At 61.2% G+C, this 24,699-nt stretch carries 23 protein-coding genes; 10 read left to right on the top strand and 13 right to left on the bottom strand.

The window, feature by feature from the left end; genetic code table 11:
* Positions 1-33 precede the first annotated feature (33 nt).
* The 3 genes from fhuB to BJF91_RS15390 are packed head-to-tail and all read right to left on the bottom strand — an operon-like array spanning position 34 to position 3,714.
* Complete coding sequence (gene fhuB, locus BJF91_RS15380) at positions 34-1,998, bottom strand: Fe(3+)-hydroxamate ABC transporter permease FhuB (protein WP_075615325.1); 1,965 nt, start codon at positions 1,996-1,998, stop codon at positions 34-36.
* Positions 1,995-2,909, bottom strand: coding sequence for an iron-siderophore ABC transporter substrate-binding protein (locus BJF91_RS15385; RefSeq protein ID WP_083943321.1), 915 nt, complete (start codon positions 2,907-2,909; stop codon positions 1,995-1,997). Before BJF91_RS15385 ends, fhuB begins: the two co-directional genes overlap by 4 nt.
* On the bottom strand, positions 2,899-3,714 hold the full coding sequence (locus tag BJF91_RS15390) for an ATP-binding cassette domain-containing protein (RefSeq protein WP_075615326.1): 816 nt from the start codon (positions 3,712-3,714) through the stop codon (positions 2,899-2,901). The genes BJF91_RS15385 and BJF91_RS15390 overlap by 11 nt, the downstream gene beginning before the upstream one ends.
* Positions 3,715-3,963: 249 nt before the next feature.
* Here BJF91_RS15390 and BJF91_RS15395 point away from each other — a divergent pair, with 249 nt between their 5' ends.
* Together BJF91_RS15395 and BJF91_RS15400 are read left to right on the top strand one after the other, a co-directional pair.
* Positions 3,964-4,848, top strand: a complete 885-nt coding sequence (locus BJF91_RS15395; RefSeq protein WP_075615327.1) for a helix-turn-helix transcriptional regulator — start codon at positions 3,964-3,966, stop codon at positions 4,846-4,848.
* Positions 4,849-5,043: 195 nt separating this feature from the next.
* The gene (locus tag BJF91_RS15400) at positions 5,044-7,296 is read left to right on the top strand and encodes a TonB-dependent siderophore receptor (protein ID WP_083943354.1); all 2,253 of its coding nucleotides are present in this window, start codon (positions 5,044-5,046) and stop codon (positions 7,294-7,296) included.
* Between the two features lie 233 nt (positions 7,297-7,529).
* Here BJF91_RS15400 and bcsN read toward each other — a convergent pair whose 3' ends face one another.
* Positions 7,530-8,342, bottom strand: coding sequence for a cellulose biosynthesis protein BcsN (bcsN, locus tag BJF91_RS15405; RefSeq protein WP_075615328.1), 813 nt, complete (start codon positions 8,340-8,342; stop codon positions 7,530-7,532).
* A 353-nt stretch (positions 8,343-8,695) separates the two neighbouring features.
* Between bcsN and BJF91_RS15410 the strand changes: the two genes are divergently transcribed.
* On the top strand, positions 8,696-9,271 hold the full coding sequence (locus BJF91_RS15410) for a transglycosylase SLT domain-containing protein (RefSeq protein WP_075615329.1): 576 nt from the start codon (positions 8,696-8,698) through the stop codon (positions 9,269-9,271).
* Positions 9,272-9,665: 394 nt separating this feature from the next.
* Here the strand turns inward: BJF91_RS15410 and BJF91_RS15415 are convergent, their stop codons facing one another.
* From BJF91_RS15415 to BJF91_RS15435, 6 genes are all read right to left on the bottom strand, one after another.
* On the bottom strand, positions 9,666-10,667 hold the full coding sequence (locus BJF91_RS15415) for a Tim44 domain-containing protein (protein ID WP_075615330.1): 1,002 nt from the start codon (positions 10,665-10,667) through the stop codon (positions 9,666-9,668).
* A 122-nt stretch (positions 10,668-10,789) separates the two neighbouring features.
* Positions 10,790-10,924, bottom strand: coding sequence for a DUF2474 domain-containing protein (locus BJF91_RS24815; RefSeq protein ID WP_139310712.1), 135 nt, complete (start codon positions 10,922-10,924; stop codon positions 10,790-10,792).
* Positions 10,924-11,928: a cytochrome d ubiquinol oxidase subunit II gene (gene cydB / locus BJF91_RS15420; RefSeq protein WP_075615331.1), complete on the bottom strand. Its 1,005-nt coding sequence runs from the start codon at positions 11,926-11,928 to the stop codon at positions 10,924-10,926. Before cydB ends, BJF91_RS24815 begins: the two co-directional genes overlap by 1 nt.
* Positions 11,918-13,348 carry a cytochrome ubiquinol oxidase subunit I gene (locus BJF91_RS15425; protein ID WP_139310713.1) on the bottom strand — a complete coding sequence of 477 codons (1,431 nt, stop codon included), beginning with the start codon at positions 13,346-13,348 and terminating at the stop codon, positions 11,918-11,920. The genes cydB and BJF91_RS15425 overlap by 11 nt, the downstream gene beginning before the upstream one ends.
* Before the next feature lie 209 nt (positions 13,349-13,557).
* A complete protein-coding gene (serA, locus tag BJF91_RS15430; protein ID WP_075615333.1) occupies positions 13,558-15,153 on the bottom strand; it encodes a phosphoglycerate dehydrogenase in 1,596 nt (531 codons plus the stop codon).
* An 83-nt stretch (positions 15,154-15,236) separates the two neighbouring features.
* Entirely contained in the window at positions 15,237-16,415 is a 1,179-nt protein-coding gene (locus BJF91_RS15435; RefSeq protein ID WP_075615334.1) for a phosphoserine transaminase, read from the bottom strand.
* Between the two features lie 304 nt (positions 16,416-16,719).
* Between BJF91_RS15435 and BJF91_RS15440 the strand changes: the two genes are divergently transcribed.
* Positions 16,720-17,352 carry a DoxX family protein gene (locus tag BJF91_RS15440; protein WP_184412697.1) on the top strand — a complete coding sequence of 211 codons (633 nt, stop codon included), beginning with the start codon at positions 16,720-16,722 and terminating at the stop codon, positions 17,350-17,352.
* Here the strand turns inward: BJF91_RS15440 and BJF91_RS15445 are convergent.
* The 3 genes from BJF91_RS15445 to BJF91_RS15455 form a co-directional block, all read right to left on the bottom strand.
* Positions 17,289-18,281, bottom strand: coding sequence for a sterol desaturase family protein (locus BJF91_RS15445; RefSeq protein WP_075615335.1), 993 nt, complete (start codon positions 18,279-18,281; stop codon positions 17,289-17,291). The genes BJF91_RS15440 and BJF91_RS15445 overlap by 64 nt on opposite strands.
* Before the next feature lie 306 nt (positions 18,282-18,587).
* Complete coding sequence (locus BJF91_RS15450) at positions 18,588-19,412, bottom strand: outer membrane protein (protein ID WP_075615685.1); 825 nt, start codon at positions 19,410-19,412, stop codon at positions 18,588-18,590.
* A 127-nt stretch (positions 19,413-19,539) separates the two neighbouring features.
* Positions 19,540-20,556, bottom strand: a complete 1,017-nt coding sequence (locus BJF91_RS15455) for an LLM class flavin-dependent oxidoreductase (protein WP_075615336.1) — start codon at positions 20,554-20,556, stop codon at positions 19,540-19,542.
* Positions 20,557-20,857: 301 nt separating this feature from the next.
* Here BJF91_RS15455 and ruvC point away from each other — a divergent pair, with 301 nt between their 5' ends.
* The 6 genes from ruvC (at position 20,858) to BJF91_RS15485 (ending at position 24,687) form a co-directional block, all read left to right on the top strand.
* The gene (gene ruvC, locus BJF91_RS15460; RefSeq protein WP_075615337.1) at positions 20,858-21,367 is read left to right on the top strand and encodes a crossover junction endodeoxyribonuclease RuvC; all 510 of its coding nucleotides are present in this window, start codon (positions 20,858-20,860) and stop codon (positions 21,365-21,367) included.
* 38 nt (positions 21,368-21,405) lie between these two features.
* Complete coding sequence (gene ruvA, locus BJF91_RS15465; RefSeq protein WP_075615338.1) at positions 21,406-22,023, top strand: Holliday junction branch migration protein RuvA; 618 nt, start codon at positions 21,406-21,408, stop codon at positions 22,021-22,023.
* An 81-nt stretch (positions 22,024-22,104) separates the two neighbouring features.
* Positions 22,105-22,365: an AbrB/MazE/SpoVT family DNA-binding domain-containing protein gene (locus BJF91_RS15470; protein WP_075615339.1), complete on the top strand. Its 261-nt coding sequence runs from the start codon at positions 22,105-22,107 to the stop codon at positions 22,363-22,365.
* A complete protein-coding gene (locus BJF91_RS15475) occupies positions 22,362-22,760 on the top strand; it encodes a PIN domain-containing protein (protein WP_075615340.1) in 399 nt (132 codons plus the stop codon). The genes BJF91_RS15470 and BJF91_RS15475 overlap by 4 nt, the downstream gene beginning before the upstream one ends.
* Positions 22,757-23,800: a Holliday junction branch migration DNA helicase RuvB gene (gene ruvB, locus BJF91_RS15480; protein ID WP_075615341.1), complete on the top strand. Its 1,044-nt coding sequence runs from the start codon at positions 22,757-22,759 to the stop codon at positions 23,798-23,800. The genes BJF91_RS15475 and ruvB overlap by 4 nt, the downstream gene beginning before the upstream one ends.
* A complete protein-coding gene (locus BJF91_RS15485) occupies positions 23,797-24,687 on the top strand; it encodes a metallophosphoesterase (protein WP_075615342.1) in 891 nt (296 codons plus the stop codon). The genes ruvB and BJF91_RS15485 overlap by 4 nt, the downstream gene beginning before the upstream one ends.
* Positions 24,688-24,699: the final 12 nt, after the last annotated feature.

Consider the following 24,699-nt stretch of genomic DNA (forward strand, 5'->3'; position numbering starts at 1 on the left):
GAGAGGGCGGCGCTGAAACAGCAACCTGAAACGCTACGCCCGCCGCCGCATCAACAGGATCAGGACGGGTGCGCCGATCAGGGCCGAGACCAGACCGGCGGCGATTTCATAGGGGTGGACGATGGTGCGTCCGAGGAAGTCGGCCATGGTCATCAGCATGCCGCCGATCAGCACCGCACCGATCGTCTGCGGTCCGGCCCGCGTCAGGCCGACCTCGCGCGCCAGATGCGGCGCCATCAGACCGACAAAGCTCAGTGGGCCGACGGTCAGCGTCGCGGCACCACTCAAGGCGCCAGCCAGCAGCAATAGCAACAGCCGCGCCGATGCGAGCGGTACGCCTAGCGCCCCTGCGGCAGAGGGGCCGAGCGGCAGAAGGTCGAGCCAGCGGCGCAGCAGGCCGGCGGCAAACAGCAGGATGACGGCGATCACGGCAACGGAGACGGCACCCGTCATCGTCACGTTATAGGTGGAGCCGCTCATCCAGCGCATCAGGAAGGAGGCACGCGGATCGCCGCTTGCCGCGAGCACGCCGACGACGGCATCGACCATGGCACTGAGCGCAATACCCGCCAGCAGAACCCGTTCAGGCGCAAGGCCCGAGCGGGCAGCAAACAGGAAAATGATGGCCAGCACGGCAAGCGAGCCGGTCGCGGCAAAGCCGAGTTGCTCCCCAAGATTGGGATCGGCGACGACAAAGACCGCTATCGTCACGCCCAGGGTGGCGCCGGCGCTGATGCCGAGCACTTCCGGGCTGGCCATTTCATTGCCGGTCAGCCGCTGCAGGATCAGGCCCGCCGCGGCAAGCATGGCGCCTGAGGCAAAAGCGGCCAGCACCCGTGGAAAGCGCAGCGGCAGGATATCGCCGTAGAGCGACGGCGACAGAAAGGCCCAGCCGCCGGTGACGCTACGTCCAAACAACAGCGCCAGGGCCACGACCGCCATAGCGCCGATAAACCCAAGCAACAATACCCGGCCTGGAGAGCCGATCTGACGCGGCCTCAAGGCCCGCTCGACCATCACCCGGTGACGGGTCTTGAGCAGCGGCAGCAGTACCAGAAGCAGCGGCGAGCCGAACAGCGCCGTGACCGCGCCTGTTGGCAGCATGTCATTGACCTTGTCGGCCAGCAGCAGCAGGGCGCTATCGGCAAAAAACAGCAGGCCCGCACCGATCAGCGTCGACCAGAACAGCAGTGCGCCGGACCGACGTGCGCCGGTCAGCCGCGCCAGCGTCGGCGCCACCAGGCCGATGAAGCCGATGACGCCGACAGCGCTGGTGACGAAGGCCGCCAGCAGTACGGCAAGCGCAATCGCCATGGCCCGCAAATGGCTGGTCTTGACGCCAAGCGCGGTTGCCCCCGCCTCCCCGAGCTCGATCAGCGCAAGCGGCCGCAGCAGCAGCGCCGAGGCGACGGCGGCAAGACCGACCTTGGGCAGCAGGCTCAGCGTCGGCGTCCAGCTTTGCTGGGAGAGCGATCCCGCCCCCCAGATGAACAGACTGACCAGATAGCGCTCGTTGAGCAGCACCAGCACGCTCGACAGCGCCCCGCACCAGAGGCTGACAACGAGGCCGGCCATGACCAGCGAAAACGGCGAGAAGCCGCGGCGCAAGCCCATCAGCAAGACAAGGCAAGCGGCAAGCGTACTGCCGACCAGCGCCACCAGATCACGGCCCCAGCCGATCAGACCGGGCGACAACAGCAGGGCCAGCACGATGGCCAGATTGGCGCCGGCGGAAACACCAAGCGTGGTCGGCGAAGCCAAGGGATTGCGCAGCACCTGCTGGAAGAGAGCACCCGACAGCGCCAACGCGCCGCCGCAGATCAGCGCCATGGCCAGGCGCGGCAGGGTGGCGTTGTAGAGCACGACATAGTCGGCGTCATAGCCTTGCAGTTCCGGCCGCGCCAAAATCGGCGCGATGCCGTGCCAGGCAAGCAGAACACCAAGGCCCACCAGAAGGACGGTGACGAGAGAAGGACCGGCATGGGACGTAAGGCTCATGGATGCGCATCCAGGTAATCGGTCAACAGGCGGGCAAAGCGCATGGCTTCTACCACCATTCCGAACATCAGGGTCGACGGCAAAACGGTGAAACGATCGGGCTTTGCCATCGGCAGGGCCTGCCAGAGCGGGCTCGTGGCAAGCGCCGGCATGACGTCTGATGGCACAGGCTCGAAGGCGATCAGCCGCGCGCGCGGATCGGCCACGCTGGCCAGGCTCTCGATGCCGATCAGCTCGAAGCCCCAGTAATCGCCTGGTTTCTTCCAGGCATTGGCAAGGCCGAGCCGCTGCAGCACATCGTGATAGAGGCCCGGCGCGGTATAGACCCGCACATGTCTGGGATCCATGAAATTGACCAGCGCCAGCGGCGGCACATTATGCCGGGCCAGCCTATCGCGGCAGGCATCGAAGAACCGATCTGCCTCGGCGAGGAAGGCCTCGGCCTTGGCCTCCATCCGCATCGCCTTGCCGAGGTCCCGCGTCGCGCCGTAGGAGGCGTCGAGGATATTGTTCGCGCCCGGCACATAGACATTGGCGCGGTAAAGCGGCGCCACCTCGGCCAATCTCGGGTTCAGCGGGTCATTATAGGCAGTCGACAGGATCAGATCGGGCTTCAGCGCGATCAGCAGCTCGAAATTGACCTCCCAAGAGGAACCGAGATCGATCACGCCTGGCGGCATGCGCGGCTCTTCGACCCACTTGTCCCAATCGGCAAGTGCGGCCACCGCCAACGGCTTGACGCCGAAGGCCAGTAAGGTCGAAGCAAGCCCGTAATCGAGGCAGACGACCCGCGAAGGTGCCGCATCGGCGGCAAATCCCTCGGCCACAAATCCGTGCGTAGCGGCAAGCAGGGTCATGCCGCCAGCCAGCATCTGGCGGCGGTTGAGCATCAAAAAGCGATCAGCAGACATAGGCGAGCGGGATCTCCAGGGCCGGGTGACGGGTCACGTCCATGTCGACGCCGTAGATGTCGTTGAGCGTCTCCCGGGTCATCAGGGTCGACGGGCTACCCTCGGCGATCAATTGCCCGCCCTTCAGCGCAAACAAGCGGTCGCAGAAGCGGCTGGCCATGTTGATATCATGCAGGACGATAATGACGCTCAGGCCCTTTTCGCGCGACAACCGCCGCACCAGCGCCAGAACTTCCATCTGATGGGCGATGTCGAGCGCAGACGTTGGCTCGTCGAGCAGCAGGCAATCGCTGTTCTGCGCCACCAGCATGGCAATCCAGGCCCTTTGCCGCTCGCCGCCCGACAGCGTGTCGACCATGCGTTTTGCCATCGGCTGGATGTGAGTGAGCGCCAAGGCCTCCTCGACCTTGTCACGGTCGGCCTCCGTAAAACGGCCAAGCGCGCCATGCCAGGGATAGCGGCCACAGGCGACTAGTTCGCGCACCGTCATGCCATGCGCCGCCGTCACGTCCTGAGGCAGATAGGCAACCTTGCGGGCAAAATCACGCGCGCCAAGGGCCGCGACATCGCTGCCGGCAAACAGGATCTTGCCCGCTGTTGCCCTCTGCTGGCGAGCCAGCAGTTTCAGAAGCGTCGATTTACCGGAGCCATTATGGCCGACGAGACCGGATATCTCGCCTTTGCGAAACGAGATCGACACATCCTGCAGCAGCGCCCGCTCTTCGACCGCAAAGCCCAGGGCCCGGGTCTCGAAAATCGCCTGGGCGTCGCCTTCAACGGAGTTTATCCTGTTGTCGCTCACCATCGAATATCCCTAAATAAGCAGTGACGCCCGGCTTGAACCGGAGCGAAAAAACATGATAATAAAATTCAACTATACGCAGACTTGATGCTGCGCAAGCCTGTTTTCACCCCTGGCACCACAAGGTTGCAAGCGCGCCGTGCGGCTGTCGGGGCTGTTTGTTTTTGCTGGCCTTTTCCGGAGAGCACTGCGTTTTCTCTTCGTAATAGAGCCCATCCGCCATGCCTTGCGCAGACGCGCCCGGAACACCAGATGTCCTACCTGCCCCGCATGACCAGCAAGATCGACGGCCTCTCCGTCGCCTCCGGCCTGCATCGGCGCTATTGGAACGGCATGGTCGCCGATCTCTGGACGGTCGATTGCGAGACCGATGCCGGCGGCCATTATCTCAGCCGCGATCCACGCCTGTTCATCCTGCTCGACGCCGAGGGCGAAGACGGAGCCAATCTGCACCTGACGGAAACCGGCGGACGGCGCATTTCCGGCGCCATCGCCCGCGCCGCCCATTTCATTCCGGCGGGGCTGGAAATGTCGAGCGCGATCCGGGGCGTCAAAAGTCTCCGGCATCTCGACCTGCATTTCGATGCCGACAGCCTGCTGCGCCGCCTGGGCGAGGATGCCGACCGGGCAAGGCTCGATGAGCCGCGCTACCTGCTGAACGATGCGCGCATCCTGGCGCTGGCAGACCTGATTGCCGCCGATATCGCCAGTCCGGAACCGCTGCACGATCTCTATGGCGATGGCCTTGCCTCGGCACTTCTGATCGACGTGCTGGATCTCAGCGCCAAACCGGTGCGCAAGCGCAGCAAGCTGGCGGTCTGGCAATTGCGCCGGGTCTGCGATTTCATCGAGGCCAATTGCCTGCGCAATATCCGATTGGAGGAAATCGCGGGGCTGACCGGCCTCTCCCCCAGCTATTTCAGCCACGCCTTCAAGGCCTCGACCGGCGTCTCGCCGCAGCAATGGCAGATGAAGCGGCGGATCGACAGGGTAAAGCAGCGCCTGTCGGACCCCACTGTGCCGCTGACGGCGATTGCCGCCGAGACCGGCTTTTCCGATGCAGCCCATTTCGCCCGCAGCTTTCGCCGCGTCACCGGGCTTTCGCCATCGGAATGGCGCCGGACCCGGCTGCGGTGACGCAACATCGCGCACCAGGCAAACCCGTTAAAATTCTGTGCAGGTGGACGAGGTTTGCCCAAATCCGTTCAAGCCATCCCGGCTCGAGACAAGCGCCAAGTTAAAACATGAATTATTCAGTCATCAATTCTCAAGTCCCGCTTCGGCAGGGCCTTGCTGGTGATTGACGACAGGGGATGAAGGCGCATGGGGACGATGAGCAACCAGGCTTGCACAATATCGCAACGGGCAGAACAGGGCCGCTTCGGCCACGCCGGTAACCGCCGTCGCAGACATCTGCTACTGGCAGGCACCGCCCTTCTGGCGCTCGGCCTCAGCTTCGCCCTGCCCCACCCTCTGCATGCCGAGGAGGCCGAAACGCAGCTCTCCACCATAACGGTCAAGGGCAAGAGCGACACGGCAACCGGTCCGGTCGACGGCTATGTCGCCACCCGCACCGCGACCGGCTCGAAATCCGACACGCCGATTTCCGAAGTGCCGCAATCGGTCTCAGTGGTCGGCGCACAGGAAATGACCGATCGCGGCGTGACCAACAAGGTGGATGAGGCGCTCCGCTACACGGCGGGCGTCTATACCCAGCCATTTGGCGCCGACGGCGACACGAACTGGATCTATGTGCGCGGTTTCGATGCCACCCAGGCCGGCAGCTTTCTCGATGGCCTCAACCTCTGGAGCTACGGCTTCGGCGGCTTTCTGGTGGACCCTGTCGTGCTGGAGCGGGTGGAAGTGTTGAAAGGCCCGGCCTCGGTCCTCTATGGCGGCGCCAATCCCGGCGGCATCGTCAACATGGTCGGCAAGCGCCCGACCGGCGACAAATTCCTGACCACGGAAACCGGCATCAACAGCAATGGCAATGCCTTCCTGACCTTCGATGCCGGCGACACGTTCAAGGACAGCGACCTCAGCTACCGCCTGACCGGCAAGATCGCCGGCGGCGACAAGGCCGAAGACTATGCCCATGATTTTCGCGGCGTGATCATGCCGCAGCTGACTTGGGCTCCGGATGACGGCACCAAGCTGAATGTCTACGCCTATTACTCCTATCTCGACCAGACCTCGGGCACCAACGGCTTCCTGCCCTATGTCGGCACGGTGGAAAAGGCTTCGTTCGGGCGCATCTCGCGCGATGCCTATTATGGCGAGCCGGACAGCGATTACAGCTATTCCCGCCAGACCATGGTCGGCACCGATTTCAGTCACGAGATGGAAAACGGCTGGACCTTTTCGCAGACCGCGCGCTACGCCCATCTCAACAAGGCGGAAAATACGCCCTATACCTATGGCTATTACGATCCCGCCACCGGCAGCAATTATCTGAACGAACCGGCGAGTAGCCCGGCCTATCTCACCCGCCTCGGCTTCAATCACCATACCGAGGTCGATTCCTTTGCCATCGACAACCATGTGAATGGCGAGGTCGAGACCGGAGCGCTCAAACACGACCTGACCCTGGGCTTCGACTATAAATTCTACCAACTCGACCAGGTGCAGGCGAGCACGACCGATACGCCGATCAGCGTCACCGATCCGGTCTATGGCACGGTCCAGCCGGCCAATTCCGTCTATCTCAATCAGGTTCTGCGCCAGCAGCAGATCGGCGCCTATGTGCAGGATCAGATCCATTTCGGCGGCGGCTTCATTGCAACGCTGAACGGCCGCTACGACTATGTCTATACGACGTCAAACGACCGCACCGCCACCAATGCCGACTATGACGGCAGCGACAACGCGGCCAGCGGCCGCGCAGGCCTCGCCTATCAATTCGACAACGGCGTGACGCCCTATGCCAGCATCGCCAGCTTCTTCAACCCGCAGATCGGTGCCACGCAAGGCGACCCGCTGAAGCCGGAGGAAGGCGAGCAATACGAGGCAGGCGTCAAATATGAGCCAACCGCCTTTCCCGGCATGATCACCGCCTCGGTTTTCCAGATCAACAAGCGCAACTGGACGGTGACCGATCCGCTGACCTTCCTCTCCAGCCAGATCGGCGAAGTGCGCTCACGCGGGTTCGAGCTGGAAGGCAAGGTGGACCTGAATGCCGATTGGAAGGCGCTTGCCTCCTTCACCTACCAGGATCTTGATATCCTCGAACATGCCGACCGCTCGCTGATCGGCAATTCACCCTATCTCGTGCCGAAAATGCTGGCCTCGGCCTGGCTGGATTATGCCGTTCCTACCAACGTCCTTGCCGGAAAGCTCGACGGCGTCAGCCTGGGCAGCGGCATCCGCTACCAGGGCGAAAGCTGGGCCGACAACGCCAATACCGCAAAAGTGCCCGATGCCGTGCTGTTTGATGCCGCCATTCGCTACAAGAAGGACGATTGGGGCGCTGCACTCACTGTCACCAACCTGTTCGACAAGCGCTATGTCTCGGGCTGCCAGGGCACGCTGACCTGCGGCTACGGCGAAGGCCGCACCGTTACGCTGAAGATCTCGAAAAGCTGGTAGGCGGCACATATTGGCCAGATGGTGCCATGTGTGTGACGCGAAAGCCGACAGGCGGTTGCCCGCCATGAATCGTTCCGCAGATTTCGGCCTTATCAATAAAGAACCAGATTTCGCCTTATAGTCGAAATTTGCCAGAGAACTTGCACTGAGAACGATGTGGTCGCCGCCAGACATTATGTCGTCTTGCGGCGATTCCACTTTATTCTGCAGGCAAGACGCAAACCCGATCGGGCTTAGCGCAACAGATCCAGGCTGCGGCTGGTCAGCGGGGCAATCGACAGGGTCTGCATCAATTGCGCCAGTTGCTCTGGCTTTGCCTTCGGATCGCAATAACGCAGGGTGACGCGCACAGGCAGTTTCAGCTCGGTCTTATCAGCGAGGCTGACAGCCGTCTTGAACGCACGTGTGTCCTTCACCGCCTGCCAGGCATAGACGCAGGCGCCGCCACTCTTGCCAATCGCGCCGGTCGCCACGCCAAACTGCCCATAGACATTCTGGTGCAGGCCAGCATCAATCACCATACGCATGCCGGGAAACTGTTTTTTCACCGCAGTAGACGCCTCATTGGCCATCGTGGTCTGCCGGAAACGGTCGCTGTCGGAGAGACCAACTTCGATGGCGAGACTGTTTTCGCCGAGCTTGCCGCTGGTCGGATAGAGCAGTGTCTGGTAGGCCGAGGCAGCTTCGATATGATGCCGGTTGCCGGTAACGGGCGCAGACAGCCCGTTGAGCTTGACCATCGCCAGCTCCGGCGCGCCCTTTTCCGTCACGATTGCCTTGGCGGCCGGTGGCCGTTTTTTGGAAACCGAGGCGGTCGATAGCGGATCGACCCCGCCGGCGACGCAGGAAGATGCAGCAAGGGCAATGCCGAGCACCGACAGCAACATCCCTGCCCGGCGGATATGCCGGCGTCCGGCCGGATGCCGCGGATTACCCGCGCGACATGTCATCATCGGATCCACCGCCTGCAGCATTGTCACCCCACCACCCTTGCCCGGCGTACCAGCCGGGCCATGGCCGGAGCGTTGCTGATCTTTGGTTTTCATAGCCTGTACCTCGTCAAACCCATCTTACCGCGGTCGGATCAAACTCCGGCGCACAACGTCCTACGGCAGAGCCGAGCGTCAGGATCAATCAGGCGCGAAATGACGCCGCCAAGACTGTTCTGCTCCGTCCAACCGTTGTCGGCAAGAGGGGCATTTCCATCTTTGTGGCACGCTTTAGTGAAAGAAGTGTCAACAGAGCCTTAACGTCACTCGCGTTGGCGACGAGCAGGGCCAACCAAGGATTGACGGAAGCGAGACCATTCTTTCGAGAGTGGCGGCCGTAAAGGAAATGAAAACTTTTCGTTAAATTTTAGCGAATAGGATGAGGCGTGATAGAAGAGGCTTGTTTTGTAATGCGTAAAATCCTCATCATCGCCCTCTTGCTGGCAGTGGCAAGCTGCGCCCGGCCTCCGAGCCAGATCCGCAATGCCTGCGCGATCTTCGAGCAGAAGGATGGCGCCTTCGACAATTGGAAACGCGCGGCCCGTTCGGCCGAGCGCGAATACGGCGTGCCCGTGCCCATCTTGATGGCGACCATCTATACCGAATCCAGCTTCCGCGCCCGCGCCCGTCCGCCCCGGCGCTACATTCTCGGTTTCATTCCCTGGAAGCGTGTTTCGACTGCCTATGGCTATTCGCAGGCACTGGACGGCACCTGGAACCGCTATCAGCGCGAAACCGGCCGCTATCTGGCCCGGCGCACCAATTTCGCCGATGCCGTGCGCTTTATCGGCTGGTATCACTACCAGAGCCATCTCAGAAACGGCATTCCCTTCTCACAGCCCTATAACATCTACCTGGCCTATCATTCCGGTCAGGACGGCTACAGCCGCGGCGCCTATCGCGCTCGCCCGGAAGCGCTCGCCGGCGCCAAGCGCTTCGCCGCCATTGCCGCCATGTATGCCGACCAGATGCGCCGCTGCCCTTGAGGGGCGGCGGTGACGGGCGGACTTGGGGCTTGGTTTAAGGGCAGCCGACCTGAAGGCTGCGTAACGGCGAAAGCCTAGCGATGTCACGTACCTGCCATAAAAAACCTGTCGAGAGCGGCGGCAGTAGACGCCACATCCAGCTGGCTTGTCAGGGAAAATACGGCACCATAGCTACTCGGTGAGGCTTTGCTCTTACACAAGAGCGAGATTAACGGGCCGAATACGTATCATGATCACGCTTGAGATAAAGAAAACCCGCACGGGCTGTCAGCAACCGTGCGGGTCTAATTCATCATCTAGCGGAACGCTTATGGCAATTAGCCGCTACCGGAAGCATTCCATACAGGGGAAAAAGCGACTTAGTTGCGCTTAAAAGCCACCGTTACCAGCCGCCTCACGGAGACTGGATAGCGGAGATGCTCCAGCCGCTGCCGGGGCGGCGCACGAAGGTCCAGATCTCGACCGACTGCTGCGGATGCACGGCGTCACCATCGACGATCGCACCACTATTGCGGTCACGCATCACGTCGATCGCTTCATAGCGCATGGCGACAGTAGCGTAATCCACAGGGCCTTCGCGCCAGGCTTCGGCAAGGTCGCCCTGCAGCAGGCGCACGTCATGCACCTCGTTGCGCAGGCCCTTGGTGGCGTGTTCGCTCAGTTCCTCGGCAAGATAGGACATAGCTTCCGGCGTGCAGATCCGGCGCAGGGCCGAGTAATCCTCGGCGCCATAGGCGCGCTGCATCTCTTTCAGCAGCTCCTCGAAAGTTGCGAAATCCTTCTGACCGATGCCAACGTCATCCGTGCCTGACTTGACGACAGCGGGCGCAACGCCAGCCGGCTGCTGGCCAGCGCCGAAAGCTCCACCGGAGCCGATCTTCGGGACCGAGAAACCACCGAAGCCGGAGCCCTGCGGCGGCGGGCTGGACGGGGACGCATCACTGCGCGACGTGGGGCCGGCATAGGAGGACGCGGTGCGGCGACCAAAGAAACGCATGGCCAGCATGATGGCGCCACCGATCAGCAGCAGCTGGAACAGCATGCCGAACATGCCGGCCGCCCCGCCGAAGCCGCCGCCGAGCAGCATGCCGAACAAGCCACCCATCAGCAGGCCGCCCATCAAACCGCCGCCAAGCCCACCAAACAGGCCGCGCGAAGGGGCCGGCTGCTGATATCCTGGCGAGTTCACGCCACTATTGGGCGTCATGCTGCGCTGAATGGGTGCTGCCGTTGTCGGTGCCGTGCTTGTCGTTGGCGGCGCCGTATAGGTGCGCGTGCCGCGGCTGCCGAAACTGCTAGAGCTGCCGGCCCGCCGGGCCTCTGCGAAATCGACGGCCGACACTGTTACTGCCAGTCCGATTGCGACGATGCCCAAGATCCTGCCTGCTTTGCCCATAACATCCTCTCTCCAAAATGCCCTTTTGGGGGCGTTACCATGCATATGGCGATGGCAGACAAGGATTTTAAGGGCAGGACCGGCGAAAAGCGACCAGCTCCACCGACAGGCTTGAGCAGAGGTTAATTATGCATCAGCACCAGCCGGATCGATGCCGCAACGGCACCGACCACGGCAACACCGGCGATCCAGAAGATCGCGAACCACAGGAGCTTCTGCTTGACGGTCTTCGGTTCGCTGACCTCGTCTTGCGTCATCAATGATATCCTTCTTCCGGATCGATCTTGCCCCTGAATACCCAGTAGGCATAGGTCGTATAGATCAGAATGACCGGTACAAGGATAGCCGCCCCGACCAGAAGGAATTTCAGGCTGGTATCGGGTGCAGCCGCCTCCCAGATCGTGACCGAAGCCGGCACGATATAGGGATAGAAGCTGATGCCGATACCGACATAGCCGAGCACGAACAGGCCGAGCGAGGCAACGAAAGGCAGCCAGTCACGCCCATCGCGCAGGCCCCGGAAGATCAGGTAGAGGCAGGCAAGCACCAGAGCCGGCACGACGAAAGAGAACACCGCCGTGGGCAGGCTGAACCAGCGATCGAGATAATGCGGCTTCAGCCAAGGCGTCCACAGGCTGAACACGCCCATGGCGCCAACCGTCAGCACGGCAGACAGCAGCGCATAGCGCTGGGCCTGGTCGCGCAGCGGCCCCACGGTCTTGAACACCAGCCAGGTGGCACCGAGCAGAGTATAACCGAGCACCAAGGCGACACCGGTGGCGATGGAAAACGGCGTCAACCAGTCCCACCAGCCGCCGGCATAGGCGCGGTCGACAACCGGGATGCCTTGAACCAGCGCGCCGAGCGCCACCCCTTGCGAAAAGCCCGCCACCAGCGAACCGCCGGTGAAGCCCACATCCCACACACCCTTCCAGCGCCGTGTGCGCCAACGATACTCGAAGGCGACACCGCGAAAGATCAGGCCCAGCAGCATCAGGATAATCGGCATGTAGAGCGCAGGCAGGATGGTGGCATAGGCCAGCGGAAACACCGCCAGCAGCCCGCCGCCACCCAGCACCAGCCAGGTCTCGTTGCCGTCCCAGACCGGGGCGACCGAGTTCATCATCTGGTCGCGGTCATGCTCGCTCTTGAAGAAGGGAAAAAGCAGGCCGACGCCAAGATCGAAGCCGTCGAGAATGACATAGGCCAGCACCGCAAAGGCGATGATCGCAGCCCAGATGAAGGCGTAATCAATGGGCATGGGAGCCTCCTTTGCCACTCATATGCGGACCCGGATGCTGAGCTGGCCCGGGCGTGATGCCGGCCGAGCGCAGCGGTGCATCGCCGATTTCAGGCGTCGGATCGCGCGGCAGGCGCGCCATCAGCCGCAGGATGTAGAAGGTCCCTGCCCCGAAGACGAAGAAATAGACGATGATGAAGGCGATCAGCGAGGTCGCCACCGCAGGTGCTGCAATCGGCGAATGCGATTGCGCCGTCAGCAGATGACCGTAAACCGTATAAGGCTGGCGGCCAACCTCCGTGGTGATCCAGCCGCTCAGCACCGCGATGAACCCGGCCGGACCCATGGCAAGCGCTGCGCGATGCAGCCAGGCATTGCTGGTCAGCGTACCGCGATAACGCGCCCAGAGGCTCCAGAGCCCGAGGCCCAGCATGGCGAAGCCAAGGCCGACCATCACCCGGAAGGACCAGAACAGCACCGCGACAGGAGGCTGCAGCTCAGGCGGCACCGTATCGAGGCCGGCAAGCGGCGCGTTGAGATCGTGCTTCAGGATCAAACTCGACAGCTTCGGCACTTCGATTGCGTAATCGATCCGCTTTTCGGCGGGATTTGGAATGCCGAACAGGATTAATGGCGCGCCATCGGGATGGCTGTCGTAATGACCTTCCATGGCCATGACCTTGGCCGGCTGATGTTCCAGCGTGTTCAAGCCATGCGCGTCACCAGCAAAGATCTGGATCGGCGCGACGACGGCAACCATGCCCATGGCCATGGAAAACATCATGCCTGCCCGGCGCGGCGCGGTCTTGCGCAAGAGGTGCCAGGCGCCGACCGCACCAACCACAAGCGCCGTGGTGAGATAGGCGGCGAGAACCATATGCACGAGGCGATAAGGAAAGGATGGGTTGAAGATCACCGCCCACCAGTCGAGCGGAATGAACTGGCCCTTGTCATTCATGCCGAACCCGGCTGGCGTCTGCATCCAGGAATTGACGGCGAGGATCCAGGTAGCCGAAATCAGCGTGCCGAAGGCAACCATGCAGGTGGCAAAGAAATGCAGCTTAGGTCCAACCCGCTGCAAGCCAAACAGCATGACCCCGAGAAAACCTGCCTCAAGGAAGAAGGCCGTCAGCACCTCATAACCCATCAACGGCCCGATGACCGGCCCGGCCTTGTCTGAAAACACCGACCAGTTGGTGCCGAATTGATAGGACATGACGATACCGGAGACGACGCCCATGCCGAAGGCAACGGCGAAGATCGTCTTCCAGAAATTGAACAGCTCGAAATAGACCTCGTTCTTCGTGCGCAGGTAAAGCCCGTTCAGCACGGCGAGATAGCTGGCCAACCCGATGGAGAAAGCCGGAAAGATGATGTGGAAAGACACCGTGAAGGCGAATTGCATCCGGGCGAGAAGGACGGCGTCGAAGTGATCGAACATGACAGTTGCACTCCCCCAAAACCGGATCTGCATCTGCATCAGGCAGGGAAGATCCGTGTTTAAGCAAAGATAGAACAGCCCGCACCGAGATCAATGCGACAAGCCGCCATGCGACATCTTGACGGATATCAAGCTGCGAAGCGACATGAAAAAGCCCGGCGAGGATTTCTCCTGCCGGGCTTCTTTAACATCAAGGCTTTTGAGGCCGCTTATTCGACCGCGAAGGTCAGAAGCCGGGCCTGCTTGATCGCCGGGTTGGCGGTCAGCTGGTCAAGCACAGCCTGTTCGACCGGGCCGTCGACATAGAGAAGCGCGATGGCGTCGCCCGACTCTTTTTCACGGCCAAGCTGGAAGTTGGCGATGTTGACGCCGGCATTGCCGAGCGTGGTGCCCATGAAGCCGATCATGCCGGGCACGTCGGTGTTGGAAATGTAGATCATATGCGGGCCGACATCGGCGTCGAGATTGATGCCCTTGATCTGGATGAAGCGCGGCTTGCCGTCGGAGAATACGGTACCGGCAATCGAGCGGGTCTGCTTTTCAGTGGTCACCGTCAGCTTGATATAGCCGTCATAGACACCTGTCTTGTCGCGCTTGACCTCAGAAAGGACGATACCCTTTTCCTTGATCATGATGGGCGCGGAGACCATGTTGACATCCGACACCTGAGCACGGATCAGGCCGGCCAGCAGCGCAGACGTCAGCGCCTTCGTGTTCATCGTGGCCGTCTGGCCGTCATAGAGGATCTCGATTTCCTTGATCGCACCATCGGTGACCTGACCGACGAAAGCACCGAGAACATCGGCAAGCCGGATGAACGGCTTCAACAGCGGTGCTTCCTCAGCGGTGATCGACGGCATGTTGATCGCGTTGGAAACGGCACCCTTGACCAGGTAATCCGACATCTGCTCGGCGACCTGCAAAGCGACATTTTCCTGGGCTTCGGTGGTCGAAGCGCCCAGATGCGGGGTGCAGACCACGTTTGGCAGGCCAAACAGCGGGCTCTCGGTGGCAGGCTCGACTTCGAACACGTCGAAACCGGCACCGGCGACATGACCGGACTTGATGGCTTCGGCAAGCGCTGCCTCATCCACCAGGCCGCCGCGGGCGCAGTTGATGATGCGGACGCCGGGCTTGGTCTTGGCGAGGTTTTCCTTGCCGAGAATGCCGCGGGTCTTGTCGGTCATCGGTACATGCAGGGTGATGAAATCGGCCTGGGCGAGCAACTCGTCCAGCTCGACCTTCTTCACGCCCATTTCCTGGGCGCGCTCAGCCGACAGGAAGGGGTCATAGGCGATGACATGCATGCCAAGGCCAATGGCCTTCTTGCAGACGATACCGCCGATATTGCCGGCACCGATAACGCCCAGCACCTTGCCGGTGATTTCGACGCCCATGAACTTCGACTTTTCCCACTTGCCGGCCTGGGTGGAGGCATCGGCTGCGGGCAACTGGCGGGCAACAGCGAACATCAATGCAATCGCGTGTTCGGCGGTCGTGATCGAATTGCCGAACGGCGTGTTCATCACGATGATACCGCGACGCGAAGCAGCCGGAATATCGACATTGTCGACGCCGATACCAGCGCGGCCGATGACCTTCAGGTTGGTGGCGGCAGCGATCAGCTTTTCCGTGGCCTTGGTGGCCGAGCGGATGGCCAGACCATCGTAATTGCCGATGATTTCGGCAAGCTTGTCCTTGTCCTTGCCGAGTTTCGGCTGGAAATCCACTTCAACGCCGCGATCGCGGAAGATCTGGACGGCGGTTTCCGACAATTCGTCGGATACGAGAACGCGAGGTGCCATGACGAGGCCTCCAATGAGAGTTCGTTTGTAACGATCAGGAATGAGAAGAAAGGTTCCGCCACAGGGCGGAACCGAAAAATGCTTTACGCCGCAGCCTTGGCAAGCGTCGCCTTCTGCGTCTGGTAAGCCCAGGTCAGCCAAGGCATCAGCGCCTGCATGTCGGCGGTCTCGATCGTCGCACCTGCCCAGATACGCAGGCCAGCCGGCGCATCGCGGTAAGCACCGATGTCATAGGCCACGCCCTGCTTTTCCAGAAGCGTTGCAATGCCCTTGGCAAACGCGGCCTGCTCTTCGGCAGGCAGTGCCAGAACCTCAGGATCGGCAATGGTCAGGCAAACAGACGTGTTGGAGCGGGTCTCGTCAAGCTGCGCAAGGTTGGCGATCCAGTCATTGGCAGCCACGAAATCGAAGATCACCTTGGCATTGGCATCCGCACGCGCAATCAGCGCATCCAGGCCACCCAGCGACTTTGCCCAGTTCAAGGCATCGAGATAGTCTTCGACGCAGAGCATCGAAGGCGTGTTGATGGTTTCGCCCTTGAAGATGCCTTCGATCAGCTTGCCGCCAGAGGTGAGGCGGAAAATCTTCGGCAGCGGCCAGGCCGGAGCATACGATTCAAGACGGGCAACCGCACGGGGGCTGAGGATCAGCATGCCGTGACCGCCCTCGCCGCCCAGAACCTTCTGCCAGGAGAAGGTCACGACGTCGAGCTTGGAGAAATCCATTTCCTGCGCAAAGGCAGCAGAGGTTGCATCGCAGATGGTCAGACCCTTGCGATCAGCAGGAATGAAATCGGCATTGGGAACGCGAACGCCTGACGTGGTGCCGTTCCAGGTGAAGACCACATCGCGGTCGAAATCAACATCAGCGAGGTTTGGCAGCAGGCCGTAATCGGCATTGAACTTGCGAATATCGGCAAGCTTGAGCTGCTTGACGACGTCTGTGACCCAGCCGGCACCGAAGCTTTCCCAAGACAGCATGTCGACGCCACGCTCACCGAGCAGCGACCACAGCGCCATTTCAACGGCACCGGTGTCAGAAGCGGGAACGATACCGATGCGGTAATCGGCGGGAACCTTGAGGATTTCGCGGGTCAGGTCGATGGCCAGCTTCAGCTTGTCCTTGCCGACCTTGGCGCGGTGCGAACGACCGAGCGGGGCATCAGACAGCGCGTCGAGCGACCAACCGGGGCGCTTCGAGCAAGGGCCAGACGAAAAATGAGTGTTTGCCGGACGTGCGGCGGGGGCGAGAATCTCAGCCATAATCAGATACCCTTCCAGGTAATTAGCCTCTCGTTGGGGAGAGGTGTCCCGCCGCTGTTGCTATTCGAGTTTGATATTTCCGTCAAGCGACTTTTATCGGCCTGCAACCGACAACGCGGCATCCAACAAAAATGTGATCCACAACCCATGGGCGATCTTGACCGAGATCAAATGGGATTGCCGGAGCCTCTGGCAGGATCATGGCGAACCGAGATCAAGCCCCCAGGGCACCTTCAGGAAAAGCGAGTCGGCGCTCTGGAAAATACGTCAAAGCAGCCGCTTAACGCAAAGGACATACACCGCCATGACGACCGAAACCATTTCCCCGGCACCCACAGCCAGATCCGGCATTGCACAACCGTCGGCGGCCCAGACCAGGGACACGAAAGCGCCTCGGCTGATCCTGCCGTTCATGGAAAAATTCTATTCCGGCTTCGCGGAGCCGCTGGCCTTCACGGCCTTCCGTGTGGCGATCGGTGCCATGCTGGTCATCGAGGGCTACCCGAAGATCATGGCGCCGATGGCGCAGATCGGCTTTGTCGAAAACCTCGGCTTTTATCCCGGCTGGCTCTGGTCACCGATGCTGGCCGCCATTCAGTTTTTCGGCGGCATCCTGATTGTCCTGGGGCTGTTGACCCGGCCGGTGGCGCTGGCCAATGGCGTGATGCTGGCAATCACGCTCTGGTTCCATGTGCATTTTCCGTACGGCCATGCCTTCCTGACCCCTGATGGCATCGCCGCCCTGAAGGCAGGCAGCGGGTTCTTCACGCCCGAGGCTGCCAAGCGACTGGCCGACGGGGGAACCGCTTTCCTGGAACAGGTTCAGAGCAAGGCCGAGATTGCCTCGCTGTTCTGGACCGGCGGCGCGTTGTTTTACGCGGCCTTTGGCGGCGGCGCGCTGTCGCTGGACAGGGTGTTAATCAAGCGCGAGTTCTGAGCATCCGTGCTGGCGGCAATCACAGGCTCCGATGCCGGTCGGGCGCCCAGGATCTGCCGCTGGCCCTTCACGGTGAAGGGCTGGACCAACTGGCCGATAAAGGTGTCGGAGACCTTGCCGCTGATGCCGATATTGGTGCTCGGGCCGTGGGCCGGATTGTAGTAGGTGCGAAACAGCAGGTCGAAAAGAACGAGGTTCTCGCCGTAGTTGGTGTTGCCTTCGCGCAGGTCCTTGGAATGATGCCAGCGATGCAGGCGCGGCGTGCTGAACACATAATCGAGAATGCCGGTCTGCACCGCAACGTTGCAATGCGTGAGAATGCCGACGAAGGCGGTGACGGCGCCGATCCACAGGAACACCGAGACCGGTGCGCCCAGTAGATAGAGCGGGGCCTGGCTGAGCGCCACCTTGAACAGCGAATCCATCACATGGAACCGCCCGGTATTGACCACCCAAAGCCTGGCAACGCTGTGATGCAGCGCGTGAAAGCGCCAGAAATACAGCCGCTCGTGGGCGATGCGATGCGCCCAGTAAAGTCCGAATTCGGCAATGATCAAACCAAGCACCACCTGCAGCGCCATAGGAAGACCGGTGGGCCAGAGATGGAACTCCAGCGCCGCAAGCGGCTGCAATACCTTGGCAGCGGCCATTGGAAAGATCACCGTCAAACCGGAAACGAACTCCACCAACCCCTTGGTCAGCAGCGTGTGGGCGACATCGTTGAAGGTCTCGCCATCGCCATCAAGCCATTCGGGCTCATAGGGCAAAAGCCGCTCGCTAAGACCAAGCAACGCGAAGGCGCCGATATAGACGGCAACGAACGCAGCCAGCGGATGTGGACTGGAAAAGGCGAAATAGGAGCCCGTTAACCCGAACAGGAAAACGCCCGGCCAAACGAGGAAGGCGGTGAATGACTTGAGGTGGACCATGACACGGTGCTTCGAAACGATGTTGCCAGTGAAGGCGATGATGGAGACGGCGATAACAATGACTGATGCAAATGGATGCGGAAAAGTTTAGGTCGGCGGAAAACCCAATGCACCGCCGATAGTCTCTTTTCCGGAGCTAGCTTTAGAACGAGCCGCGAGAAAAGCAAGCCGCCCGCACCTTACGACCTGACACATTCCAGACGAACGGCCGGACGAACGGCCCGACAAGCAACCCGACAGACGAAAAAACCGCGCATCCCCTGGGGATGCGCGGTCCGTTCAAATGACAGTGATGAGCCGAAGCGATTACTTGTATACGAGCGGTTGCGGCGGGGGCTCATAGGCCACCGGTGTCGGGCAGCCGCCGAACTGGTAGCGGGCGCCAACATGCAGGTCGTGGCTGTAGAAACCCTTGTCACTGCCGGGGCCGCCATTGGCCTTGTAGCCGAACATGTTGCCCGAGGAGGTCTGGCGGAAGCGATAGCCGATATCGGCCTTCCAGTCGCAAGTGATGTCGATCGAGGTGCCGACCATCAGCTGGTAGGCAAAGCGCCAGCTGCCGCGGCCGCCATGTTCTTCCGAGCCATCGCAACCGCTGCCGTCGTCGGCGCAGGAGGTGTTCTTCAGCTTATCCCATTTGACATAGGAGCCGCCGATGCCAGCGCCAACATAGGGCGTAAATGCAGCATAGGTGCCGAGGTCGACATAGGCATTGGCCATCAGCGTATAGGCCTGCAGCGACGACAGGTCACGGGATGTACAAGCGGTGGAGACGCCGCAGGAGCCGTGGGTAGAGCCGGTAAAGTCTGACTTTCCGAGATAGTCGAACGTCAGATCGGTGCGCAGATGACTGTTGATCTGGTAACCGACACCGGCGCCGAGGCTATAGCTGTTGTCGAGATCGTGGCGATCGAAGCTTGCCTGGGTCGCATTGGAGCCCTGGTAGAACTTCGCGCCGCGCAGCTGGTTGAAGGAATAGCCGACGTCACCGCGCAGGTACCAGCCGCTCGTGTCGGCAACCCGAACTTCCGGCGCATCCTGCAGCGGCGGTTCTGGCTGGTAGAGATCCGCGGCACCGGCCTGACCGGCCAGGAGGACGGCGGCAAACATTGCCCACAAATGTCTTTTCATAGGAAAGGCCCCAAAAAATCCAGGAAGATCGGGGCCGCGCCCCATGTTTCAACCGTGGATAATGGGGGGTAAAGGTTAACACGTCATTAAGCGTATCGCTTAACCATAACGCTGCGTGAGACTGTTTTCAGGCCGCAGCGCCGGCCGCGTTTTGCAGACCTGCAAACAGCCGGACGGACTTGAGCCGCGCCTCGATGTCATGGATCGGCATGGAAACAATGACTTCATCGGCGCCGGTGTCGTTCAAGAAGCGTGCAAGCTTGGCCTTGGCTGTTGCCTCGCTGCCCACGACCGCATGTTGCAGCGTGTGTTCGACACCGAACCGTTCCATTTCGCTCCAGACCCCGTCCATGGTGTCGACCGGGCGTGGAAATTTTGTTCGCACGTTGCGCCGCAGGTTGATGAACTGCTGCTGCGCGGAGGTAAACAGCCGCTGCGCTTGGGCGTCCGTATCTGCCACCGCTGCCATGACCCCGACAATCATATAGGGCTCGGCCAGGCTCTCGGACGGCTGGAACCGGTCGCGGTAGATCGAGATCGCTTCAAACAACTGGTCCGGCGCGAAATGCGAGGCAAAGGCGTAAGGCAAGCCCAAGGCAGCAGCCAAGTGGGCGCTGTAAAGGCTCGAACCGAGCAGCCAGACCGTCACGTCGCTGTTGACGCCGGGCACCGCCATCAAGCTTCCATCGCCGACTGGCGGCCCGAGCAGCAATTGCAGCTCCTGAATATCCTGCGGAAAGTTTTCAGCGCCCGCCTCCAGATTGCGCCGCAACGCCCTGGCCGTGCGCATGTCCGAGCCCGGCGCGCGGCCGAGCCCCAGATCAACACGGCCTGGAAACAGCGCGGCCAGCGTGCCGAACTGTTCGGCGATCACCATCGGCGAGTGATTGGGCAGCATAATGCCGCCGGAGCCGATGCGAATGCGCTTGGTCGCCGCACCGACATGGGCAATGACAAGCGCGGTCGCAGCGCTGGCAATGCCCGGCATGCCGTGGTGCTCGGCCAACCAGAAGCGAGTATAGCCACTGTCTTCGGCCGCGACAGCCATGCGCCGCGACGCCTCCAAGGCATCGGCCACCCCCTGCCCCTCGCCGATCGGCGACAGGTCAAGAATGGACATCGGCACGGTTTTGGACGCGATCATGGTGCTTGCTCCGGAACTGGTGATGGTCGTTATGTATGGATAGCCACCACCAATACCAAGGGCCGGACAAGACACGGCCGATCAAATCTTCCCGTGCAGGCTGTAAGCAGTTTGTTCATTCTGGGATAAGAACCGGGTAAATGTTTTTGTTTTGTTCACTTTTTGCTGGCAAATCTGACGCAAAACGGACTAGAGTCGGCTCGGTGCAGATTGAACCGGAAAGACCGTCGATTCCTCTATCTTCGTTTGTGTTTTTGGAAAAACCGGACTTCACTTCTGCTGACAACCTCTAGGATTTTGCATGACAGGCGCGATTCGCATCATCGGCATCGACCCGGGACTTCGCCGCACCGGCTGGGGCGTGATCGAGACGCTCGGCAACTCCTTGCGCTTCATTGGCTCGGGCACGGTCACGTCGGATGGCGACATGGATCTCGCCTCGCGGCTCTGCCAGTTGCATGACGGGCTTGCCGATGTCGTGCACCTCTATCAACCCGAGGAAGCCGCTGTCGAACAGACCTTCGTCAACAAGGATGCGGTGGCGACGCTGAAGCTCGGCCAGGCGCGCGGCATCGCCATGCTGGTGCCGGCCCGCGCCGGACTGCCCGTTGCAGAATACGCGCCGAATGCTGTGAAGAAATCGGTGATCGGCGTCGGCCACGGCGACAAGCAGCAGATCCACATGATGCTGAAAATCCTGATGCCAAAGGCCGAATTCAAAGGCAATGATGCGGCCGATGCGCTGGCCATCGCCATCTGCCATGCCCATAATCGCGGTGGCGACCGGATGCGCAAGGCATTGGCCGGCTGACCCTCACTTCTTTTCTCTGGCTTTCTGGATGATACCTAATGATCGGCAAGCTCAAAGGCACCATTGACGAGATCGGCGACGACCATGTTCTGGTCGATGTGCACGGCGTCTGCTACGTTGCATATTGCTCGGCACGCACCCTGTCGCGGCTCGGCTCGCCCGGTGAAGCGATCGTGCTGTTCATCGAGACCTATGTGCGCGAGGACCAGCTGAAACTCTATGGTTTCATGAGCGCGCTGGAACGGGAATGGTTCAACCTGCTGCAAAGCGTCCAGGGCGTCGGCGCCAAGGTGGCGTTGGCGATCTTGGCCACCCTTACCCCCTCGGAACTGGCCAATGCCATCGCGCTTCAGGACAAACCCGCCATTTCGCGCGCGCCCGGCGTCGGCCCGAAAGTGGCGTTGCGGCTGGTCACCGAGCTGAAGAACAAATCCCCAGCCTTTACCGGCGACGCCGGCAGCGCCATCGGCCTCAAGCAGGAACTCGGCGAAGGCGTGGCCTCGGCTCCGGTTTCCGATGCCGTCTCGGCGCTGACCAATCTCGGCTATTCCCGCGACCAGGCCGCCAATGCCATCGCCGCCGCCTTGAAAAATGGCGGAGAAGGTGCCGACAGCGCTAAGCTGATCCGCCTCGGCTTGAAGGAACTGTCGCGGTGATTCCTTGCTTTCGGCATCATTCCTTACTATTGTGAAAATGTAAGGAATGCAGTCAGCAATTCGCTCCTTGGGAGGCAGAGCATGAATGTCTTCTACGCCACGATGACCTCCAAGGGTCAAACCACGGTGCCCGCCGAAATCCGCGAACTGTTAAAGTTGAAGCCGGGCGATCGGCTTCGCTATATCGTGAAAAACGGTGAGGTCACGCTAAAGGCAAAGAACAAGCGGCTGAGCGATCTCGCCGGCATCCTGCATCGTCCTGATATGCCGACCTTGACGGTCGAGGAGATGAATGATGCCATTGGCGATGCGATCGTCGACCACGTGATGGAATGCGAATGATCGGCATCGACACCAATGTCCTGCTGCGTATCACCATGCAGGACGACGACGTACGGACAAAACAGGCGCTGACGTTTGCCGAAAGCCTGACGCTTGAGCAGCCCGGCTTCATCAACAGCGCCGTCTTATTGGAATTTATCTGGACGGCCCGCCGGCGGCTCAAGATGTCCAAGGACGAGTTGAAGATCATCCTCTCGGGGCTGCTCGATTCCGAAAATCTGGTGCTGGAAGACGAAAACGTCATCGAGCTGACACTGGATGAAATGGATCGCAGCAACGAGGAATTCGCCGATATTTTCATCGCTCTCAAGAACCGGGAGCTTGGCTGCAGGACGACAATGACATTCGACCGAAAGGCCGCAAGGACAGTGCCCCATATGGAACTCCTCGCATGAGCACGCAAAACCCGATCCTCACCCCGGAAAAGCGTGGAGAAGACGTCGATGCGGCGCTGCGCCCGCAAACGCTCGACGATTTCACCGGCCAGGCGGAGGCACGCGCCAACCTGAAAGTGTTCATCGAAGCGGCCAAGAACCGGGGCGAAGCGCTGGACCATGTTCTGTTCGTCGGCCCGCCCGGGCTCGGCAAGACGACGCTGGCGCAGATCATGGCAAAGGAGCTTGGCGTCAATTTCCGCTCGACATCAGGCCCCGTCATTGCCAAGGCCGGCGATCTCGCCGCACTGCTGACCAATCTCGAAGAACGCGACGTGCTGTTCATCGACGAAATTCATCGCCTGAGCCCGGCTGTCGAGGAAATCCTCTATCCGGCCATGGAGGATTTCCAGCTCGACCTGATCATCGGCGAAGGCCCGGCGGCCCGCTCGGTAAAGATCGATCTCTCCAAATTCACCCTGGTCGCCGCCACCACCCGGCTCGGCCTGTTGACGACGCCGCTGCGCGACCGTTTCGGCATTCCCGTGCGCCTGTCCTTCTATACCGTCGAGGAACTGGAGCTGATCGTGCGGCGCGGTGCCCGCCTGATGGGGCTCGGCATGACCGATGACGGCGCCCGCGAGATTGCCAGGCGTGCCCGTGGCACGCCACGCATCGCCGGCCGGCTATTGCGCCGGGTGCGCGATTTCACGGAAGTCGCCCGCGCCCCGGCGGTGACCCGCGAGATCGCCGACGAGGCGCTCACGCGCTTGTTAGTGGACAATATGGGCCTCGATCAGCTCGATAAGCGCTACCTGACGATGATTGCCGTCAATTTCGGCGGCGGCCCTGTTGGCATCGACACCATTGCAGCCGGGCTGTCGGAACCGCGCGATGCCATTGAGGATATTATTGAGCCCTATATGATCCAGCAGGGTTTCATCCAGCGCACTCCGCGCGGTCGTGTTCTGACCGCAATTGCCTGGAAACATCTGGGCATGCTGCCGCCAAAGGATATGGAGGCCGCGCAATTCCGCCTGACCCTCGAGGATGACGATTGATCAGCCGCCGCACCTTTTTCAAACTGCTGGCCGGCACCGCCGCCGGCATCCTGTCGCTCGGCGGTTATGCCGGCGGGGTCGAGCCGCTGCTGCGGCTGGAAACCACCCGATACAAGCTGTCCCCGCGAGGCTGGCCGAAGGGCCGGCCCCTGCGCATCGTCGCCCTTGCCGATTTCCATGCCTGCGAGCCCTGGATGCCGGCAGAGCGCATCGCCCGGATCTGCGATTACGCCAACACGCTCGGTGGCGACGTCATCCTCATGCTCGGCGACTATATGTCCGGCATGAAGCTGGTGACCGGCGTGGTGCCGCCGGATGATTGGGCAAGAGCGCTCTCGGTGCTGAAGGCGCCCTACGGCGTCCATGCCGTCTGCGGCAATCACGATTGGTGGCAGGATAGCCAGGCGCAGGAACTGCGTCTGAAGGAGACCGTTGCCCATAAGGCACTGCGCGCCGTCGGCATCAATGCCATGTCCAATTCGGCCGCGCGGCTCGGGCCTGCCGACCAGCCTTTCTGGGTTGCCGGGCTTGAGGACCAATGGGCCTATCTCACCGGCAATCACCGCATGCGCGGCCTCGATGACCTGCCAGGCACGCTTGCTCAGGTCACCGACACGGCCCCGGTCATCCTGCTGGCCCATGAGCCGGATATCTTTCCAAGCGTGCCCAATCGGGTCTCGCTGACGCTCTCGGGCCATACCCATGGCGGCCAGGTCAATCTGTTCGGCTGGACCCCGGTCGTGCCCTCGCGCTACGGCTCGCGCTATGTCTATGGCCATCACGAAGAGGGCGGTCGCAACCTGATCGTCTCGGGCGGGCTTGGCTGTTCGGTCGCGCCGATCCGTTTCGGCTCGCCACCGGAAATCCTGGTGATCGACCTTGTCTAAAAAGCCCGACGA

The sequence above is a fragment of the Gillisella taibaishanensis genome, from assembly GCF_001938985.1.
GTDB classification, from domain to species: Bacteria; Pseudomonadota; Alphaproteobacteria; order Rhizobiales; family Rhizobiaceae; genus Allorhizobium; species Allorhizobium taibaishanense.

Coding starts and splice junctions, on each gene's coding strand:
- fhuB (WP_075615325.1), bottom strand. CDS start 1,998: ATGAGCCTTACGTCCCATGCCGGTCCTTCTCTCGTCACCGTCCTTCTG.
- BJF91_RS15385 (WP_083943321.1), bottom strand. CDS start 2,909: ATGTCTGCTGATCGCTTTTTGATGCTCAACCGCCGCCAGATGCTGGCT.
- BJF91_RS15390 (WP_075615326.1), bottom strand. CDS start 3,714: ATGGTGAGCGACAACAGGATAAACTCCGTTGAAGGCGACGCCCAGGCG.
- BJF91_RS15395 (WP_075615327.1), top strand. CDS start 3,964: ATGTCCTACCTGCCCCGCATGACCAGCAAGATCGACGGCCTCTCCGTC.
- BJF91_RS15400 (WP_083943354.1), top strand. CDS start 5,044: ATGAGCAACCAGGCTTGCACAATATCGCAACGGGCAGAACAGGGCCGC.
- bcsN (WP_075615328.1), bottom strand. CDS start 8,342: ATGAAAACCAAAGATCAGCAACGCTCCGGCCATGGCCCGGCTGGTACG.
- BJF91_RS15410 (WP_075615329.1), top strand. CDS start 8,696: ATGCGTAAAATCCTCATCATCGCCCTCTTGCTGGCAGTGGCAAGCTGC.
- BJF91_RS15415 (WP_075615330.1), bottom strand. CDS start 10,667: ATGGGCAAAGCAGGCAGGATCTTGGGCATCGTCGCAATCGGACTGGCA.
- BJF91_RS24815 (WP_139310712.1), bottom strand. CDS start 10,924: ATGACGCAAGACGAGGTCAGCGAACCGAAGACCGTCAAGCAGAAGCTC.
- cydB (WP_075615331.1), bottom strand. CDS start 11,928: ATGCCCATTGATTACGCCTTCATCTGGGCTGCGATCATCGCCTTTGCG.
- BJF91_RS15425 (WP_139310713.1), bottom strand. CDS start 13,348: ATGTTCGATCACTTCGACGCCGTCCTTCTCGCCCGGATGCAATTCGCC.
- serA (WP_075615333.1), bottom strand. CDS start 15,153: ATGGCACCTCGCGTTCTCGTATCCGACGAATTGTCGGAAACCGCCGTC.
- BJF91_RS15435 (WP_075615334.1), bottom strand. CDS start 16,415: ATGGCTGAGATTCTCGCCCCCGCCGCACGTCCGGCAAACACTCATTTT.
- BJF91_RS15440 (WP_184412697.1), top strand. CDS start 16,720: ATGACGACCGAAACCATTTCCCCGGCACCCACAGCCAGATCCGGCATT.
- BJF91_RS15445 (WP_075615335.1), bottom strand. CDS start 18,281: ATGGTCCACCTCAAGTCATTCACCGCCTTCCTCGTTTGGCCGGGCGTT.
- BJF91_RS15450 (WP_075615685.1), bottom strand. CDS start 19,412: ATGAAAAGACATTTGTGGGCAATGTTTGCCGCCGTCCTCCTGGCCGGT.
- BJF91_RS15455 (WP_075615336.1), bottom strand. CDS start 20,556: ATGATCGCGTCCAAAACCGTGCCGATGTCCATTCTTGACCTGTCGCCG.
- ruvC (WP_075615337.1), top strand. CDS start 20,858: ATGACAGGCGCGATTCGCATCATCGGCATCGACCCGGGACTTCGCCGC.
- ruvA (WP_075615338.1), top strand. CDS start 21,406: ATGATCGGCAAGCTCAAAGGCACCATTGACGAGATCGGCGACGACCAT.
- BJF91_RS15470 (WP_075615339.1), top strand. CDS start 22,105: ATGAATGTCTTCTACGCCACGATGACCTCCAAGGGTCAAACCACGGTG.
- BJF91_RS15475 (WP_075615340.1), top strand. CDS start 22,362: ATGATCGGCATCGACACCAATGTCCTGCTGCGTATCACCATGCAGGAC.
- ruvB (WP_075615341.1), top strand. CDS start 22,757: ATGAGCACGCAAAACCCGATCCTCACCCCGGAAAAGCGTGGAGAAGAC.